Origin of the sequence: Nocardiopsis dassonvillei, assembly GCF_964273065.1 — a bacterium.
GTDB lineage: Bacteria > Actinomycetota > Actinomycetes > Streptosporangiales > Streptosporangiaceae > Nocardiopsis > Nocardiopsis dassonvillei_B.
The window spans coordinates 4,353,126-4,370,072 of sequence record NZ_OZ186815.1 but is presented as its reverse complement, the minus strand read 5'-3'; the positions used below and the strand labels follow the sequence as shown (position 1 = coordinate 4,370,072).

Here is a 16,947-nt window from a genome sequence, read left to right as displayed (position 1 = left end):
TCCCCGGACATCCCCTCCGGGCCTGCCGAACCCCGCCCGCGCCTCACACACACCCCCACGGAACAGGACGGCACTCAAAAAAACAGACCCTAGGCGCGGTCCTCCTCGCGGACCACGCGGCCCGCGTCCCCCTCGTCGCCGAGCGTCTCGGCGGTCATCCGCTCCAGCGCCGCCACCACGTCCGGGTGCCGCTCGGGGTCGTAGTCCGCCAGCAGGGAGCCCAGCGCCTCCCGCTGGGCCGCGAAGACCCGGTCCGCCGCCTCGGCGCCCGCCGGACCGAGCTCCCAGGGCTCGCCCCCGCCGGTGAGGTAGCCCGCCTCCAGGAGCTCCCGGTGGACCGCCTCCCAGCGGTCGTCGGGCAGGCGGGACATCTCCACCAGCTCGGACACCCGCAGTGGCCCGGTCACCGCCAGGTGGCTCAGCGTCCAGCAGGCGCGCGGCGAGATCTCCAACCCGGCGGCGGTGCGCAGCCGGGCGTACATCTCCCTCGCCCCCTCGTGGCCGCAGGCCCGGTAGACCTCCCGTTCGACGGTCTCGATCGCGGTGCGCCCGCCCGAGGCCACCGGCGGGATGGACTCGCCCAGGTCGGCGGACTGCGAGCCGACCGTGGTGCGCAGCGGCACCTCCGGCAGGAACAGGGCGAGCACCAGCCCCACCAGGGCCACCGGCACCGCCCACAGGAACACCACGTCGATGGCGTCGGCGTAGGCCCCCAGGAACATCGCCTGCGCCTGCGGGGGCAGTGCGTCCAGGGCGCGCGGATCGCTCTCCAGGGCCGCCGTGTCCACGCCCGCCGGCAGCGCCGACGACCCGGCGCGGGCGGCCAGATTGGCGGCCAGCTGCCCGGAGAAGACCGCGCCGAACACCGCCGTGCCGAACGAGCCCCCGATGGACCGGAAGAACGTCGCGGCCGAGGTGGCCGCGCCCAGGTCGGCGTACTCCGCGCCGTTCTGCACGACCACCACCACGACCTGCATGACCAGCCCCAGCCCCACCCCCAGCACGAAGAACGAGCCCCACATCTGCCAGTCGGAGGTGTCCGGCCCCAGCCGCGACAGCAGGAAGAGCCCCAGCGAGGTCACCGCCATCCCGGCGATGGGGTACGGCTTGTACCGGCCGGTGCGGGTGACCAGCCGCCCGGAGGTGATCGAGGTGAGGAACAGCCCGAGCACCATCGGCAGCAGGAACAGGCCCGAGGCGGTCGGCGACTGCCCGTGGACGACCTGGAGGAACAGCGGGAGGAACGCCATCGAGCCCATCATCGCGAACCCGACGCACAGGCCGATGGCCATGGCGACCACCACCACGGGGTTGCGGAACAGCCCCAGCGGCATCACCGGCTCGGCCGCGCGGCGGGCCGACAGCCACCATCCGGACCCGAGTGCGACGCCGGCCAGCGCCAGCCCGACGACCTGCGGCGACGCCCAGTCGTACACGGCACCGCCCCAGGAGGCGACCAGGGTGAGGCACACGGCGGTGGCGGCCAGCAGCACGATCCCGGCGTAGTCGATGGTCCGCCGCCCGCCGGGCCGGGAGGCGGGGAGCACCGCCAGGACGACGGCGAACGCCAGCACGCCCAGCGGCAGGTTGACGTAGAACACCCAGCGCCAGGACAGGTGGTCGACGAACAACCCGCCCAGCAGCGGCCCGGCCACGCTGGAGACCCCGAACACCGCCCCGAACCACCCCTGGTAGCGGCCGCGTTCGCGGGGGGAGACGATGTCGCCGACGATCGCCATGGCCAGCACCATCAGCCCGCCGCCGCCGACGCCCTGGAGCCCGCGGAAGAGGATGAGCTGGAACATGTCCTGGGCCAGGCCGCACAGCGCCGATCCGGCCAGGAACACGGCGATGCAGACCAGGAACAGCGTCTTGCGCCCGAACTGGTCCCCGAGCTTGCCCCACAGCGGAGTGCTGGCGGTGACCGCGAGCAGGTAGGAGGTGATGACCCAGGACAGGTGGTTGAGGCCGCCCAGGTCGGAGACGATCGTCGGCAGCGCGGTGGACACGATCGTCTGGTCGAGCGCGGACAGCAGCACGGTGAGCATGAGCGCGACCATGATCACCGCGGTCCGCCCGCCGCGGTGTTCGCGCCGTTCCCTGTGGGTGTGGACCATCGGCTCCGCCTTCCGTCGGCCGGTGCGCTCACCCTAGGAGGGGACGCACCGCGCGAAAGGTGCGGAACACCCGACCGGGCGGGAACTTTGCCGCCGCTTGGATCCCCCTCTTCAAAACCGAATTCGGTTCGGTTACTGTGGCGGCAACCGTGACCCACGACACCCCGGAGCAGAGCATGAAGCGGGAACTCTTCGACGCCGACCAGGACCTCTTCCGCGAAACGGTGGCCGGGTTCCTCCAGCGGGAGGTCGTGCCCTTCCACGAGCAGTGGGAGAAGGACGGCATCGTCCCCCGCGAGGTCTGGGTCCGGGCGGGCGAGGTCGGCCTCCTCGGCCACGGGGTCCCCGAAGAGTACGGCGGCACCGGCGTGACCGACTACCGGTTCAACGCCATCGTCAACGAGGAGGTCTGCCGGGCCCACGCCAGCGGGCTGGGCGTCACCCTCCAGAACGACGTCATCGCCCCCTACCTCGTCGGCCTGACCGACGACGAGCAGAAGAAGCGCTGGCTGCCCGGCTTCGCCGGCGGCGGGCTCATCACCGCCATCGCCATGACCGAGCCCGGCACCGGCAGCGACCTCCAGGGCATCCGCACCTCGGCGGTCCGGGACGGCGACGAGTGGGTGATCAACGGTTCCAAGACCTTCATCACCAACGGCATCAACGCCGACCTGGTCATCGTGGTCTGCCGGACCGACCCCGACGCGGGCGCGCAGGGCTTCTCCCTCATCGCCGTCGAGCGCGGCACCCCGGGCTTCGAGCGGGGCCGCAACCTCGACAAGATCGGCATGAAGGCGCAGGACACCGCCGAGCTGTTCTTCCAGGACGTGCGGGTCCCCGCGGCCAACCTCATCGGCCAGGAGGGGCAGGGGTTCATCCACCTGCTCCAGAACCTGCCGCAGGAGCGGCTGTCCATCGCCGTCTGCGCGACGGCCTCCGCGGAGTTCATGCTCCGGCACACCGTCGAGTACTGCCGGGAGCGCACCGCCTTCGGCCGCCCTATCGGACGCTTCCAGAACACCCGTTTCGTCCTGGCCGAGTTGGCGACCGAGGTCGACATCGCCCGCACCTACGTGGACCGGGCGATCACACTGCTCAACCGGGGCGAACTCACCGTCGAGGACGCCGCCATGGCCAAGTGGTGGACCACCGAGCTGTGCAACAAGGTGATGGACCGGTGCCTGCAGCTTCACGGCGGGTACGGGTACATGATGGAATACCCGGTGGCACGGGCCTGGCAGGACTCCCGCGTGCAGACGATCTACGGTGGCACCACCGAGATCATGAAGGAGATCGTCGGACGCGGCCTGGGCCTGTAAGCCGGTCAGCCCCCTCCGGAAGGGTCGAGTCGGTCATGAGCGGTGCGTGGGACGGCCTCATCGTCATGGGCCTGCTGGTCGTGCTGCTGGTCATCGGCGTGCGCAAACTGCGGCCCCGTGTGCACATCCCCTGGACGACCGGCGGGATCGTCGTCTTCTTCGTGTTCCTGTGCCTGCTGCTGTGGGCCTGGTCCTGGCGCTGAGGGCCGCGCCGGGGACGCCCCGGCGCGGCCCTCGGCCGCCCTCCCGTGCGCCCGGACGGCGGGCGGGAGGGGCGGGGGCACCGGGGAGGCCGTCGGCGCGGGACGGCCGGCTCAGTGGTCCCTCTCCTGGTCCTCCCCCCGGCGGCGGGCCTCCGGGTCCGCTGGTGCCGCGGCGTCCGCGGGCCCCGCGGCACGGCGCAGCAGGGCCCCGCCCGCCTGCGGCAGGATCAGGACGCTGAGCATCCCGGCGGCGACGATCGCGGCCGCGTGGGCGCCGTCCAGGGCCCCGCTCCGGGTGCCGATCGTGGTCAGCACCGTGAGCAGCGGCAGGGCGGTGGCCGAGAACAGCACCAGCGCGGGGCGCTGGGCGCCGGGGACGTCCCCGCGCGAGAACAGGTACTCGGGACCGCCCCGCACCAGCAGGAACGCCGCCAACAGCACCGGCAGGAGCAGCAGCAGGAGCGGCTGGGCCAGCAGCGAGCCCAGGTCGAAGCGCACCCCTGTGACCACGAAGAACACCGGGATGAGGAACCCGAAGCCGATGGCGTCCATCTTGGACTCCACCGCCTCCGCCTCCCCCTCGTGGTTGACGGCGATCATCAGCCTCATGACGACCCCCGCCGCGAACGACCCGAGCAGGGCGTCCAGCTGCATGGCCGACGCCAGCCAGACCAGCGCCACGATCACCACCATGCACAGGCGGACCGCCACCTGCGCGCTGGAGCCCAGGGTCACCCGCACCAGGCGCGCCCACCGCTCCGAACGCGGCCGGGTGGCCGCCCACGCGCACGCCCCGGCCAGGGCGAAGAACACGGCCAGCAGCAGGGTCCCCTCCCAGGGCCGGTAGCCGCTGAGCAGCAGGGCGATCAGCACGACCGGCCCGAACTCGCCGACCGACCCCGAGGCCAGGAACCGGGTGCCGAACGCCCCGCCCAGCGCCCCGGAGTCGCGCAGGATCGGGAGCACCGTGCCCAGGGCGGTCGTGGTCAGCGCCAGGCCCACGATCAGCGCCGCCTGGGACGCGCCGAGCAGCGCCCAGCCGATGGCCAGTCCCAGCACCACCGAGCAGGCCCAGGCCAGCAGCGCCCGGTTGAGCGGCCTGCCCCTGATCCGCCGGAAGTCGAGCTCGTACCCGGCCATGAACATCAGCAGGGCCAGGCCGAGGTCCGCCAGGAGGGTGATGGTCCCGTTCTCCCGGACGACGCCGAGCACCGAGGGCCCGAGCACGATCCCGAAGCCGATCTCCAGCACCACCGACGGTACGACCACCCACCGCGCCAGCCGGTCGCCGAGCAGCGGGGCCAGCAGGGCGGCCGCCAGGAGGGCGAGGAGCATGCCCATCGTGCCCAGTTCCGCGCCTTCCATGTCCCTCCGCTCCCCGGGTCCCGTGCCCCGGACGTGGGAACACTACGTCCGGGGCGGCCCGGGAGGGGCGGGGACACGCCACCGGCGGGGGCGCCGGCGGAGTCCCCGCGGAACGGACGGGCATCGGGAGAACAGGTACTGGGCCGTGTTTTTTTGAACCTCCGCTCCGCTTCGGTTCGCGTTCGGCGCCCCCGGAAGGCGGGAACCCTCGGCCCCACGGGAACGTCCTCGTTCCCCGGGCACCGCCTCCGGGCCTGCAGAACCCCGCCGGCGCCTCACACACCCCCGCGGAACAGGACGGCACTCGAAGAACAGACCCTAGGCCCAGGGGTCGAAGTCGATCCCGGCGGGCTTCGCCCTGGCCAGCGCGCCGGGGAACGAGCCGTCCCGCAGGTCGAGCTGCGCGCTGCCGAAGTCGGCGGAGGTGAGGATGTCGCGGATACCCGGCGGGTAGTGGTCCCAGCCGACCAGCGGCGGGTACTGCCAGACGCCGTAGTGGTTCTCCGGCGGGTCGTCGTGGGCGGCGGCGAACCGGAAGGCGTGGGTGGACGCCCCGTCCTTGTGGTAGACGATCTTGGGGTGGGTGCCCTCCCAGCGCACCTGCGAGGCGGGCCGGGTGACGTAGTCCCCGTGGGCCGACGCGGACACGTGGCGGGCCTCGCCGCCGAACACCCACACCACCACGTGCTCCAGGTCGTGCCGGTGGCCGCAGCAGCCGTGCAGCACCTGGTCCTTCTCGAAGTAGAGCGCGTACATGTACGCGCACCACCCGCTGGGGTCGCACTTGGAGCGGGAGTAGGAGTTGGTGTTGTCCAGGTCGGACCGGTCGCGGCAGTTGCCGTTGAGGGCGCCGGTGGTCTTCAGGCCCCCGTTGAGGGTGCCGTCCGGGCCGATGGCGGGGGTGGGGTAGCAGCCGTCGGTGTCGTAGTCGAAGGCCGGCTGCCAGCGGCCCTCCTCCGCGGTGTGGGCCGCGGGCAGCGCCGCCGGTGGCGCCGCCAGGGCGATACCGGGGGTGACGAGGACGAGGGCGGCGGCCAGGGCCAGGGCCCGGCGCGCGAGTCGGGAGGGTGGGCGTTGCGGCAAGGGGGTCTCCTCTCGGTGTCCGGCGCGGGGGTGTGCGCCGGCGACCGGTACGCCGAACGGGGGTCGTTCGGTCACCCTGGGTGAACGAACGGGGCGCGGGGGTGCCGGTCGGAGTCGATGACACCAGGGCGCGCGCCCCCGCGCAACGGGGGCAACGGAGAGTTCCCCCGCCGTTCGGAACCGGGAGGAGAAGTTCCCCGGGCGTTCGGCGGACGCCCGGGGAGCGGTCACAGGCGGCCGGAGTCGATGATCCGCTGGAGGAACCGGCGCGTCCGGGGCTCGCGCGGCTCCCCGAGCACCTGCCCGGGCGGCCCCTGCTCCAGGACGCGCCCGCCCTCCAGGAAGCACACCGTGTCGGCGACCTGCCGGGCGAAGCCCATCTCGTGCGTGGCGAGCAGCATGGTCATGCCGTCCTCGCGCAGGTCCCGCACCAGCTCCAGCACCTCCCCCACCAGCTCGGGGTCCAGGGCGCTGGTGATCTCGTCCAGCAGGAGCAGCCGCGGCCCGTTGACCAGGGCCCGCACGATCGCCGCCCGCTGCTGCTGGCCGCCGGACAGCCGGTCGGGGTACTCTGCGGCCTTGTCGGCCAGCCCCACCCGGTCCAGCAGCTCCCGCGCCCTCTCCTCGGCCTCCCGGCGGTCGCGCCGGTGCACCCGGCGCGGGGCCAGGGTGACGTTGTCCAGCACGGTCATGTGCGGGAAAAGGTTGAACGACTGGAACACCATGCCGATCCGGCGGCGCACCCGGTCCGCGTCCACCCGCGGGTCGGTGATGTGCTCGCCGTCCAGGTGGATGGTCCCGTCGGTGACCGGCTCCAGCAGGTTGGCGCAGCGCAGCAGGGTGGACTTGCCCGAGCCGGAGGCGCCGATGAGCACCACCACGGCGTGCTCGGGCACGTCCAGGTCCAGCCCGTCCAGGACGGTGTTCCCCCGGAACTCCTTGCGCACCCCGCGCATGCGCAGCACCGGGGCCCGGCCCTCGATCCGGGCCGCCCTCTCCAGCTCGCTCACCGGTCCCCCTCCGCCGACTGCCGCCGCGCCGCCCGCAGCGTCACCTGGTCGGTGATCGCCACCAGCGGGATCGCCATGAGCACGAACAGCACCCCGGCGACGATGTACGGGGTGAAGTTGTAGGACTGGGCTGTGGCGATCTGCGCCGCGCGGATGGCGTCGATGGGGCCGGCCAGCGAGATCAGGCCCACGTCCTTCTGGAGCGCCACCATGTCGTTGAGCAGCGGCGGCGACACCCGGCGCACCGCCTGGGGCAGCACCACCCAGCGCATCGCCTGGGGGTAGGTGAGCCCCAGCGAGCGGGCCGCCGCGATCTGGCTGGGGTGCACCGACTCGATCCCGGCGCGGAACACCTCGGCGATGTAGGCGCCGTAGGTGACCACCAGCGCGATCCCGCCGAGCACGAGCACGCTGGGGGTGTTCTCCAGCCGCAGCCCGGGCACCCCGAACGCCATCAGGTACAGCACGATGATCAGCGGGGCGCCGCGGAACCCGTAGGTGTAGGCGGTGGCCAGCGCGCGCAGCGGGAAGAACACCGGTCCGCGCAGGGTGCGCAGCACGGCGGCGAGCAGGCCGACGGCGAGCGCGCCCAGGGCGCAGAACACCAGCAGCCGCACGTTGAGCCAGAGCCCGGTGAGCACCGCGGGCAGGGTGCGCAGGGCCACCTCGGGGTCGAAGAAGGTCTCGCGGACCCGCTCCCAGCCGGGCGAGCCCACCACGACCGTCACCAGGACGGCGCCCAGCACGGCGGTGGAGGCCGCGCCGACCAGCACCGAGCGCACGCTCTGGCGGCGGCGCAGCGCGGCCCTCTCGACCTCCAGGGGGCTGGGGGCGTGTGCTGCCACGTCAGTCCAGCTCGGGGGCGTCGGCGGCCTCGGCCAGCCACTCCTGCTCGAGCGCGGCCAGGTCCCCGCGTTCGCGCAGGGCGTCCAGGGCGGCGCTGACGCAGTCGGTCAGGGGCGAGTCCAGGTCCAGCACCAGCCCGAACTGCTCGGCGGCGGCCTCGGTGCGGGGCAGCTGGCCGACGATGACGGCGTCCTCCAGCTCCGCGGAGGTGATGTAGAACGCGGTGGGCAGGTCGAAGACGACCGCGTCCACCTGGCCGTTCTCCAGAGCCTGCTTGGCGTCGTCGTTGTTGTTGTAGACCAGCGGCTCGTTCTCGGGGTCGACGGTCTCCAGCAGGGTTTCGTAGCTGGTGGTGCCGACCTGGGCTCCGATGGTCAGCCCGGCGAGGTCGGCGGTGGAGGAGGCCCCGGCCGCCTCGGAGCCGGCCAGCGCCACGACGGCCTGGCGGACGTCGTAGTAGGGGCTGGAGAAGTCGACGGCCCGCGCCCGCTCCTCGGTGATCGAGAACTGGTTGATGTCGAAGTCGAACTCCTTGGGACCGGGCTGGATGGCGCTGTTGAACGCCACCGTCGTCCAGGAGACCTGGTCGGGCCCGTAGCCCAGCTCCTCTGCGACCGCGTAGGCCACGGCCGACTCGAAGCCCTCGCCGTTGGAGGGGTCGTCCTCGGAGAACCACGGCGGGTAGGCGGGGCTGTCGGTGCCGATGGTGAGCACGCCCTCGGTGAGGGTGGGCAGGCCGCCGGGGGTGCACTCGACGATGTTCTCGCCGTCGGGGCCGGAGGCGCCGTCGTCGGCGGGGGCGCAGGCGGTGGCCAGCAGGACGGCGCCGGCGGCGAGGGCTCCGAGCACGGGCAGGGGACGGGAGGTCATCGGCTCACTCCACGGGAAGGGGGACGCAATGCCGTCCAAATTACCTACCTGACCGGTGGCGAATCCAGGTCTTTTACGTCACGGAACGCTGTGGAAGCGCGCGGTCACGCGGCAGGTCACGCGGGCGGCTCGCCGTCCCCGTCCTCCTCCGGTGCGTGCATGGGCATCTCGAACCAGACGGCCTTGCCGTCGGGGGTCGGCCGCGAACCCCAGCGGGTCGCCAGCTGCTCCACCAGGTACAGGCCCCGGCCGCCCTCGTCGTCGGCGGCGGCGCTGCGGATGCGGGGCAGCCGCAGGTCGTGGTCGAAGACCTCCACCCACACCCGGGAGGCCCCCTTGCGCAGGCGGAGCAGGAACTCCTTGTCGTCGTCCTCGGCGACCGCCTCGTCGGCCTCGGCGACCTCGTCGAGCAGGTCGCTCCAGTCCTCGTCGAACTCGTCGAAGGAGGGCGTCCCCTCGAAGGGCGTCTCGGAGTCGCGCACCCCGGCGTCGGTGAACTCGCGGTGGACCGGGTGGGGGGTGGCGTGGATGACGACGTTGGTGACGATCTCCGAGACCAGCAGGCAGGCCAGCTCGGCCTGGTCCCGGTCCATCCCCCACTCCTTGAACGTGTTGGCCGCCAGGTGGCGGGCCTCGCCCACGGTGGACGCCTCGGAGGGGAACCAGCCCTCGCGCAGCGCCAGCTCGTCGGAGTCGGTGCGCACGACGAGCAGCGCGGTGTCGTCGTCCAGCTCGCCCGGGACGCTGTGCACCGCCGCCTCGGCGATCTGCTCCACGTCCTTGTCGGCGACCTCGGAGACCCGCTCGGTGAGCCTGCAGAAGGCCTGCTCGGGGTCGCGGCCGCCGCCCAGGGGGGTGCGGTCGACCAGCCCGTCGGTGTACAGCAGCAGCGTGGCGCCGGTGGGCAGCCGCAGTTCCGCCTGGTGGTAGACCACGTCCTCGCCGGCGCCGCCCTTGACCCGGGTGCCGAGCATGCGGTCGTTGACCTCCAGCTCCAGCGCCTCGACGGATTCGGAGGTGATGAGCAGCGGGGCGGAGTGCCCGGCGTTGGCGTAGGAGAGCTCCCGCGACCAGGCGTCGTACACCATGTACAGGCAGCTGACGCTGGGGATCAGGGTGCCCCCGGCGCCGTCGGGGCGGCCCAGCCTGCGCACCCACTCGTCGAGCTCGCGCAGGATGTCGGCGGGTTCGCGGTCGGCCTGGGCGAAGGCGCGCAGGGCCGCGCGCAGCTGGCCCATGACGGCGGCGGCGTGCGGGCCGCGGCCCTCGACGTCGCCGATGACCAGGCCCACCCGTCCGGCCGAGAGCGGGATGACGTCGTAGAAGTCGCCGCCCACCTGGGTCTGGATGCCGTGGCCGTGCGCCTGGAGCGGGCCCGCGGGCAGGTAGCGGGAGGCGATGGTGAGCCCGTCCTGGGGCGGGAAGTGGCTGGGCAGCAGGCTGTTCTGGAAGGCCAGGGCGGTGCTGCGCTCCTCCTCGTACAGCCGGGCGTTGTCGATGGCCAGGGCGACGCGGGAGGCGATGGCGCCGACGAGGTCGCGGTCGAAGCCGCCGTAGGTGTTCTTCTGGCGGGGGGAGAGCCCGGACAGGGCCAGGGTGAGGACCCCCAGCACCTCGCCGCGGGCGCGCAGCGGGGCGGCGATCGCGGAGGTGATGCCCACCTGGCGGGAGACCAGGTCCGAGCGGCTGTTGGGGGAGTTCTCGAAGAGGTGGTCGTTGCTGACGACCGTCTCCAGGCGGCGCAGCGACTGGGTCACGAAGTGGCGTTCGGGGTAGCGGACCTCGTCCCCGACGTCGAACCAGGTGCGCGGCGGGGGCGTCCACCCCTCGGCGTGCACCGAGACCCGTCTGACCAGCCGGTCGTGGTCGTAGAGGTCGATGAAGCAGTGGTCGGCGAACTGGGGCACGAGGATGCCCGCGACCCCGCGGACGGTGGAGTCGAACTCCAGGGAGCTGGACAGCCGGCTGCCGATCCGCTCGAGCAGTCCGTACTGCTCCTCGACCCGGCCGCTGCGCAGCGCCTCGCGGGCGATGAGGGTGATCCCGTCGATCTCCCCGTCGTCGTTGCGCATCGGCACGGCCTGGGCGCGGACGTGGATCCAGGTGGAGTCGCCCTTGAGGACCGCGAACGTGCCCTCCCAGGGCTCGCCGCGCAGGACGCGGCGGGCCAGCTGGGAGGCGTGTTCGCGGTCGGACTCGTGGATGCCGATGTCGAGCAGGGAGAGGCCGACGTAGTCGCGGCCGCCGACGAAGCCGAAGAGTTCGCGTGCGAAGGGGTTCCAGTAGCGCAGCAGGCTGAACCGGTCGATGACGACGATGGCGATCTGCGCGCGGTCCACGACGGCGGCCGTGGCGAGCGCGTCGCCTTCCCGGAAGGGCTCACCCCACCGTGTCATCTAGCCGCCACCTCGCCGTCATGAACTGCAAGCATGCCCGCCCCGGGTCACCCGAACGACCGCACCTTGCAGCGAGCGTAGCAACACCGTCAATGTTCTCGCAGCGCAATGTGACAATCCTGATGAGCAACGGATCCCCGTCGTCACGGCTTGGCGACGAAGATGTGCGCGGCGATGGCCGAGGTGAGGTCGGTGTCCCCGCCGTCCTCGGCGACGACCCGGACCCCGTCGTCGGTGGCGCGCAGCACGACCTCGCGCTCGGGCTGCACCCCCGCCTCGCGCAGGGTGCGCATGACGTCGGCGTCGGACTGGATCTGCTCGCTGATCCGGCGGACGGTGACGGTGGTCTCCGGCCCCGAGGCGACGTCGACCATCGGCACGATGGACTCGTCGGTGAAGGGCTCGGGCGAGTAGTCGTCCAGGCCCAGCTCGTCCAGCGCCGGGATCGGGTTGCCGTGCGGGCACACCGAGGGCGCGTTGAGCAGCGTCACCAGGCGCTCCTCCACCGCCTCGGAGATGACGTGCTCCCAGCGGCAGGCCTCGATGTGGACGTCCTCCCAGGGCAGCCCGATGACGTCGACGAGCAGCCGCTCGGCCAGCCGGTGCTTGCGCATGACGTGGGTCGCGAGCCTGCGCCCCTCGGCGGTCATGACCAGGTGCCGGTCGTTCTCCACCCGCAGCAGGCCGTCGCGCTCCATACGGGCCACGGTCTGGCTGACGGTCGGTCCGCTCTGGTGCAGGCGCTCGGCGATCCGCGCCCGAAGCGGGACGATGCCCTCCTCCTCGAGCTCGAAAACCGTCCGGAGGTACATCTCCGTGGTGTCGATCAGCCCGTGTGCGGTCAAGACTCCCCTCCCATGACTCTGCGCCCGGCGCACGGTCACGGCGGGCACGGCAGGTCTCTCACAACACGGGCCGGGGCGGTGCGATTCCCGGGAGCCGAGTGGGGACCGGGGCGTCCGCACGACCGCGGGAGCGACCACCGATACCGCAAGCATATCGTGACGGCAAGGACCCGGAATTCCGTTCGGAGCGGCCGTTGGTCCCGGGGCCGGTGCCGCGCCGTCCGGCGGCCCCGGCCGTGTGCGCACGGGGCCGCTCCCGACCCCGTGCGACCAGGGCCGGCCCGCCCGGTCCGGCGGTGGGGGGACCCGGAGCTCCCCGGCCGGGGCCCCGGCGGCCCCGGGCTCGCCGGCCGCCTCGACGCGCCTCCTCCCCGCGGTCCCGGCCCGGCCGGGAGGCCGCCGCGCAGCGCGGGCGAGCGTTCGGCGAAGGCCCGCCGAACGACGGGGCGCGCCCGGGGGCGGTTCCGGCGGGGGCGCCCCTCCCGGTCGTGCGGCTCGAGGCGGTCGGCCGTCCGGGGCTCAGGGGGCGAGGCGGGCGATGTCCCAGGTCCCGTCGTCGGTGCGCAGGTAGCGGAAGCGGTCGTGCATGCGGTCGGCGCCGCCCTGCCAGAACTCGACCTCACGCGGGACCAGGCGGAAGCCGCCCCAGTAGGCGGGGCGGGGGATCTCGGTGTCGCCCGGCCAGACCGTCTCGAACTCGCGGTAGAGGCGGTCCAGTTCCTCGCGGTCGGCGACCGGCTGGGACTGGCGCTCGCTGGCCCAGGCGCCCAGGCGGGAGCCGCGCGGGCGGGACGCGAAGTAGCGGTCGTTCTCGGCGTCGCCCAGGCGCTCCACCCGGCCCGCGATGAGGACCTGGCGGCGGATGGGGTGCCAGGGGAAGACCACGCTCGCCCGGGGGTCGGCCTCCAGGGCGGCGCCCTTGCGCGAGGTGTAGTTGGTGAAGAAGCGCAGGCCCCTGCTGTCGTAGCCCTTCATCAGCACCGTACGGGCCCGCGGCATGCCGTCGGGCTCCACGGAGGCCAGCACCATCGCGTTGGGCTCGGCCAGGCCCGACTCATGGGCCTCCTCGAACCACAGGTGGAACTGGGTCATGGGGTGCTCGGCGAGGTCGGCGCGGCGCAGGGGCGCCCCCAGGTAGGGTTTGCGCAGCTCGGCGGGGTCTGTACGGTCCACAGGGGGCATCTTCTCTCGCCGGGGCCCGCCCGCGCCACCCGTCCCCCGGGACGCGCGCGTCACACGCAGCCCGGCCCGGGGTCCACCGTGGACGGGCTGATCCGGCCGCAGGCCGCCACCACGTGCTGGTGCGCCCCGTCCTCCCCCCGCGGCCCCACGACCACGAGCTGCACCATGCGGGCGGCGTACCAGTTGCCCTCGGCCGGCTCCCCGAACGCGATGTGGCCGGAGACCGCGGACAGCCCCGACGTGTTCTGGACGTGCCCCACCAGCGCGTCGCGCTCGGCGTCGTAGGCCTCGTCGTCCTTCAGGAAGGGCGGCGCGTCCCCGCCGGGCACCGGGTGGTCGATGGCGCGCAGCGCCCTGGAGAGCACGGTGACGGCGTCGGCGGCCATCGCGGCGTGCGCGATCGAGGGCAGTCCGCGGTCGGCCGCGGCGGGCCCGGTGCCGGTCGGCCTCTCGCCGTCCCCGTCGCCGTACAGCTCCTCGACCAGGGCCTCGGCCTCGGCGTAGAAGGCCCGTTCGCTGCCCTCGGTGTAGCGCCCCCAGGCACCGCCGGCGGCCAGCGGCGTGTAGAAGACGGGGTAGCCGTCGGCACGGCCGATGGTCTCGGCGTGGTCGGTGACGAACTTGGCGATGTCGTCGCCGCCGAGCACGTCGATCCCGGCCTCCACGCACATCCCCTCTTCCTGGAGGCGGCGGTGGAAGTCGGCGAAGTCGGTGGAGCGCCCGGCGAAGTAGATGAGGTCGGGCGGGTCCTGGGCGCACACCCGGGCCAGGTGGTCGGTCTGCGACACCTCCCCGTCCCGGTAGGGCAGCACGCCGGGCACCACCGCGCCGGAGCCGTCGGCCAGGTTCACGGCGGGCGGGGCGGTCCCGTCGGGGTCCTGCCAGGGCTCCCCGCCCAGGGCCCGGAACGCGGCCATGAACCGCATCGCCAGGTGCGGGCCGTAGCTCTCCCCGCCCTGGTTGTCGGCGATGGCCACGGCGGTGCGCGCGGGGCCCAGGACCGGCTCCCGCTCCCCCGCCGCCAGGCCCGTGCCGTCCCACTCCACCCCGTGGTACGCCCACGCGGCGGCCTGCGCGGCGATCCGGGAGTTGGCGGGGGCCAGCGGGAAGAAGTACTGGCCGTACCTTCCCGACGCCTCCATGGCGATGTCGTCGAAGGTGGCGGTGGTGCCGACCACCGGGATGCGCGCGGCTCCCAGCACCCGGATCGCCTCGGTGGTGCCCTGGAGGCTCTGCCCGAACCCGATCGCGGCGATCGGCCGGTCCATCCGGTCGCGGGTGCGCCCGGCGCGCTCGACGACCATGCGCGCGGCGTCCGCGGCGCGGGACCAGCCCTGCCCGGTGCTGACCAGCAGGACCTTGATCCGGGGCAGGGAGGCGTCGGCGGACGCGTTGTGCTCGGCCTGGCGCTGGGCGATCCCGAGCAGCTCGCCCTGTACCCCGGCCAGGGCGAGGTCGGAGCCGGCGGTGGTGCTGAGCGCGCCGAAGTAGGCGACGGTGACGTGCGGGGTGCCGCGCCCGGCGGCGTCCACCGCGTCGTTCTGCTCGCGGATGCGCTCGGTGACCTCCGCCAGGCGGTCGTGGAAGACGAACCCGCCGAAGGTGGCTCCGTAGCAGTCCTTGCCGTCCTGCTCGATACCGACCGGCTCCCACAGCCAGTTCCGGACGCACGGGTTGAAGGGCGCCATGGCGCTGGGCCCCACCCCCCAGGCGAGGGAGACAGCGAGCACGAGGGTGGCACCGGTGCCCGCGGTCCAGCGCCGGGTGAGGGCGGCGGCGGTGGGCACCGTCCGGTCGGCGGGGCCGCCCGCGGCGGGGTCGGCGGGGACACCGGGCACGGCGAGCTTCAGGGTGCGGGAGGCGCCCAGGACCCCGGCGGCGTGGCGGGCCCGCCGCCACAGGGACACCTCCTCCTGGCGGACGGTGGTCTCGGTGCCCGGGAGGGAGGGGTAGCGGGTGGCGTCGACGGCCGGGGGGACCAGGGGGGACGTGCCGGGGCCGCGTACCTGGACGATGAGCAGGGGGTCGGGGAGGGTGCGGCGCACCCGTTCGTCCTCGATGAGCCGGACGAGGTAGCGGCCGACCCGGTCGAGGCGGTCCTGGTCGACCAGGAGGACGGGGCGCAGGGTCCGGCCCCGGCGCGGCCGCAGGGGGCGGTGGACGCCGCCGTGGGTGTCGGCGAGGTCGTCCAGCAGGGCGTTGGCCGCGAGCCGGTGGACGGCGGGCAGCGGTCCGTACTCGCGGATGGCCGCGGAGGGCGCCGGGTGGGGTGCGGTGGCGGCGGCCGGGGGCTGCTGCGGTCCCCGGTCCGGGAGCCGCAGCAGCAGCTCCCACCAGGCGCGGGGACGGTCGGCGTGCACGGGCGCAGGCGCGGGCGCGGCGTCCTCGGCCGGGTGCAGCCGGCCCTCCCGGTCGGCCTCGCCCTTGAGGAGGTTGAGGACGTGGATGCCGCGGTCGCGGTGCCCGCGCAGGCCCGTTCTCTCCTCGTAGTCGGCGTGGTCGTCGAGCCAGCGGTAGGCGCGCCAGGGCAGGACGAGGAAGGGTGCCAGCGAGGCGTAGACGATGAGCAGCAGGACCGCGGCCGTCCCGGCGATCCAGTTGTTCACCCCCTGGAGGGTCTGCCCGAACAGCGTCTCCGGGCCCGGTCCGCCCAGCGCGGTGGCCAGGCCGAGCGCCCCCAGCAGCGGCGGCGCGAGGACGCCCAGTACGCCGATGACGAAGGAGACCGGGGTGAGCAGCACCGCGTCGAGGCGGCCGAAGGTGATGCGGGTGCTCAGCCCGGCGAGCCGGATGGCGGCCCCGTGGGCGACGCGCAGGTAGGCGGCGAGCCAGCGCGGGGCGGTCCGGTGCCCGCCCTCGCGGCGGGAGGCCGAGCGGATACGGCCCAGGGCGGCCACCACGTGGATCTGGGTGCGGCGGTCGGTGTCCAGTTCGAGGTCGCCGCGCCCGGCGACGCTGCCGCTCATGCCCTCGTGGATGGCGCGCCGGTCGCAGGCGCGCAGCCGCAGCAGGGAGCGCAGGCGGGCGAAACGGGGCGGGGGCGGCGCGATGCGGCCGCGCCCGGCCGGGGGGAGGTCCCGGTCGGCGGCGGCGAGGAGCCTGCCGACGAGGTCGTACAGTTCGTCGGTGGTGGCCCAGGGCTCCCGGTCGTCGGCGTCCGGCGCCGCCTCCGCCGCCCGCGGGGCCGCGGCGGTGCCGGGAACGGGCAGGCGCAGCGGCGTCTGGTTGCCGCAGCGCTCCACGAGGGCGTCCAGCAGGGCGTCGCGGTCGGCGGGGTCGTCCGGGACGAGGTCGAGGACGGGCGGGGGCTCGGCGAGGTCCCCGCGCTGGACGTCGTCGCGCACGCGCACCGGGCGGCGGCGGGCGGCGCGCCGCTCCATCCGGGCCAGGCGGCGGTGGTGCGCCCGGCCGGGGCGCTCGCGCAGGGCGTCGAAGACGGAGAGGACGTGCCGCGTGCCGTCACCGCCGGCGGGCCCGGCGCGGTCGGCCGTGTCGGGGGGCGCCGCGGGCGCGGTGGGTTCGGGCACGGGCGGACACCTCGTGGTGGTCGTCGTCTCTGCTGGCGTTCGCTCCCCCCGAAGCGACCCCATTAGACAACAAAGGGCACCCGCATTTCACGCGTCGGGACCCGATCGTCACTGGCCCATACCGGCCACCCCCGGGGATTGTGACGCGGCGATCCTTTCTCACGTATTTTCACGTGGGCAAATA

12 protein-coding genes are annotated in these 16,947 nt (G+C 73.8%); 2 read left to right on the top strand and 10 right to left on the bottom strand.

Translation table 11 applies throughout. The features are described from left to right. Nucleotides 1-89: 89 nt before the first annotated feature. The gene (locus ACSUPR_RS19555) at nucleotides 90-2,117 is read right to left on the bottom strand and encodes a DHA2 family efflux MFS transporter permease subunit (protein ID WP_436886147.1); all 2,028 of its coding nucleotides are present in this window, start codon (nucleotides 2,115-2,117) and stop codon (nucleotides 90-92) included. Nucleotides 2,118-2,293: 176 nt separating this feature from the next. Here ACSUPR_RS19555 and ACSUPR_RS19550 point away from each other — a divergent pair, with 176 nt between their 5' ends. Then, on the top strand, nucleotides 2,294-3,436 hold the full coding sequence (locus ACSUPR_RS19550; protein WP_436892061.1) for an acyl-CoA dehydrogenase family protein: 1,143 nt from the start codon (nucleotides 2,294-2,296) through the stop codon (nucleotides 3,434-3,436). A gap of 35 nt (nucleotides 3,437-3,471) precedes the next feature. Next, on the top strand, nucleotides 3,472-3,639 hold the full coding sequence (locus tag ACSUPR_RS19545) for a hypothetical protein (RefSeq protein ID WP_017563552.1): 168 nt from the start codon (nucleotides 3,472-3,474) through the stop codon (nucleotides 3,637-3,639). A gap of 111 nt (nucleotides 3,640-3,750) precedes the next feature. Here the strand turns inward: ACSUPR_RS19545 and ACSUPR_RS19540 are convergent, their stop codons facing one another. From ACSUPR_RS19540 to ACSUPR_RS19500, 9 genes are all read right to left on the bottom strand, one after another. Continuing rightward, complete coding sequence (locus ACSUPR_RS19540) at nucleotides 3,751-5,004, bottom strand: cation:proton antiporter (protein ID WP_436886146.1); 1,254 nt, start codon at nucleotides 5,002-5,004, stop codon at nucleotides 3,751-3,753. A 318-nt stretch (nucleotides 5,005-5,322) separates the two neighbouring features. Continuing rightward, complete coding sequence (locus tag ACSUPR_RS19535; protein ID WP_436886145.1) at nucleotides 5,323-6,087, bottom strand: NPP1 family protein; 765 nt, start codon at nucleotides 6,085-6,087, stop codon at nucleotides 5,323-5,325. A gap of 227 nt (nucleotides 6,088-6,314) precedes the next feature. Continuing rightward, the gene (locus ACSUPR_RS19530) at nucleotides 6,315-7,097 is read right to left on the bottom strand and encodes an amino acid ABC transporter ATP-binding protein (protein ID WP_436886144.1); all 783 of its coding nucleotides are present in this window, start codon (nucleotides 7,095-7,097) and stop codon (nucleotides 6,315-6,317) included. Further along, complete coding sequence (locus ACSUPR_RS19525) at nucleotides 7,094-7,942, bottom strand: amino acid ABC transporter permease (protein WP_436886143.1); 849 nt, start codon at nucleotides 7,940-7,942, stop codon at nucleotides 7,094-7,096. Before ACSUPR_RS19525 ends, ACSUPR_RS19530 begins: the two co-directional genes overlap by 4 nt. Nucleotide 7,943: 1 nt before the next feature. Then, a complete protein-coding gene (locus tag ACSUPR_RS19520; RefSeq protein WP_436886142.1) occupies nucleotides 7,944-8,813 on the bottom strand; it encodes an ABC transporter substrate-binding protein in 870 nt (289 codons plus the stop codon). A 116-nt stretch (nucleotides 8,814-8,929) separates the two neighbouring features. Continuing rightward, complete coding sequence (locus ACSUPR_RS19515; RefSeq protein WP_436886141.1) at nucleotides 8,930-11,209, bottom strand: SpoIIE family protein phosphatase; 2,280 nt, start codon at nucleotides 11,207-11,209, stop codon at nucleotides 8,930-8,932. Between the two features lie 143 nt (nucleotides 11,210-11,352). Further along, a complete protein-coding gene (locus ACSUPR_RS19510; RefSeq protein WP_436886140.1) occupies nucleotides 11,353-12,054 on the bottom strand; it encodes a metal-dependent transcriptional regulator in 702 nt (233 codons plus the stop codon). Nucleotides 12,055-12,573: 519 nt separating this feature from the next. Next, a complete protein-coding gene (pdxH, locus tag ACSUPR_RS19505) occupies nucleotides 12,574-13,227 on the bottom strand; it encodes a pyridoxamine 5'-phosphate oxidase (protein ID WP_436886139.1) in 654 nt (217 codons plus the stop codon). Between the two features lie 59 nt (nucleotides 13,228-13,286). Further along, complete coding sequence (locus ACSUPR_RS19500; protein WP_436886138.1) at nucleotides 13,287-16,763, bottom strand: hypothetical protein; 3,477 nt, start codon at nucleotides 16,761-16,763, stop codon at nucleotides 13,287-13,289. Nucleotides 16,764-16,947: the final 184 nt, after the last annotated feature.

Bases quoted from the DNA above. Each gene is read 5' to 3' on its own strand.
- ACSUPR_RS19555 (WP_436886147.1), bottom strand. From the start codon at position 2,117: ATGGTCCACACCCACAGGGAACGGCGCGAACACCGCGGCGGGCGGACC.
- ACSUPR_RS19550 (WP_436892061.1), top strand. From the start codon at position 2,294: ATGAAGCGGGAACTCTTCGACGCCGACCAGGACCTCTTCCGCGAAACG.
- ACSUPR_RS19545 (WP_017563552.1), top strand. From the start codon at position 3,472: ATGAGCGGTGCGTGGGACGGCCTCATCGTCATGGGCCTGCTGGTCGTG.
- ACSUPR_RS19540 (WP_436886146.1), bottom strand. From the start codon at position 5,004: ATGGAAGGCGCGGAACTGGGCACGATGGGCATGCTCCTCGCCCTCCTG.
- ACSUPR_RS19520 (WP_436886142.1), bottom strand. From the start codon at position 8,813: ATGACCTCCCGTCCCCTGCCCGTGCTCGGAGCCCTCGCCGCCGGCGCC.
- ACSUPR_RS19515 (WP_436886141.1), bottom strand. From the start codon at position 11,209: ATGACACGGTGGGGTGAGCCCTTCCGGGAAGGCGACGCGCTCGCCACG.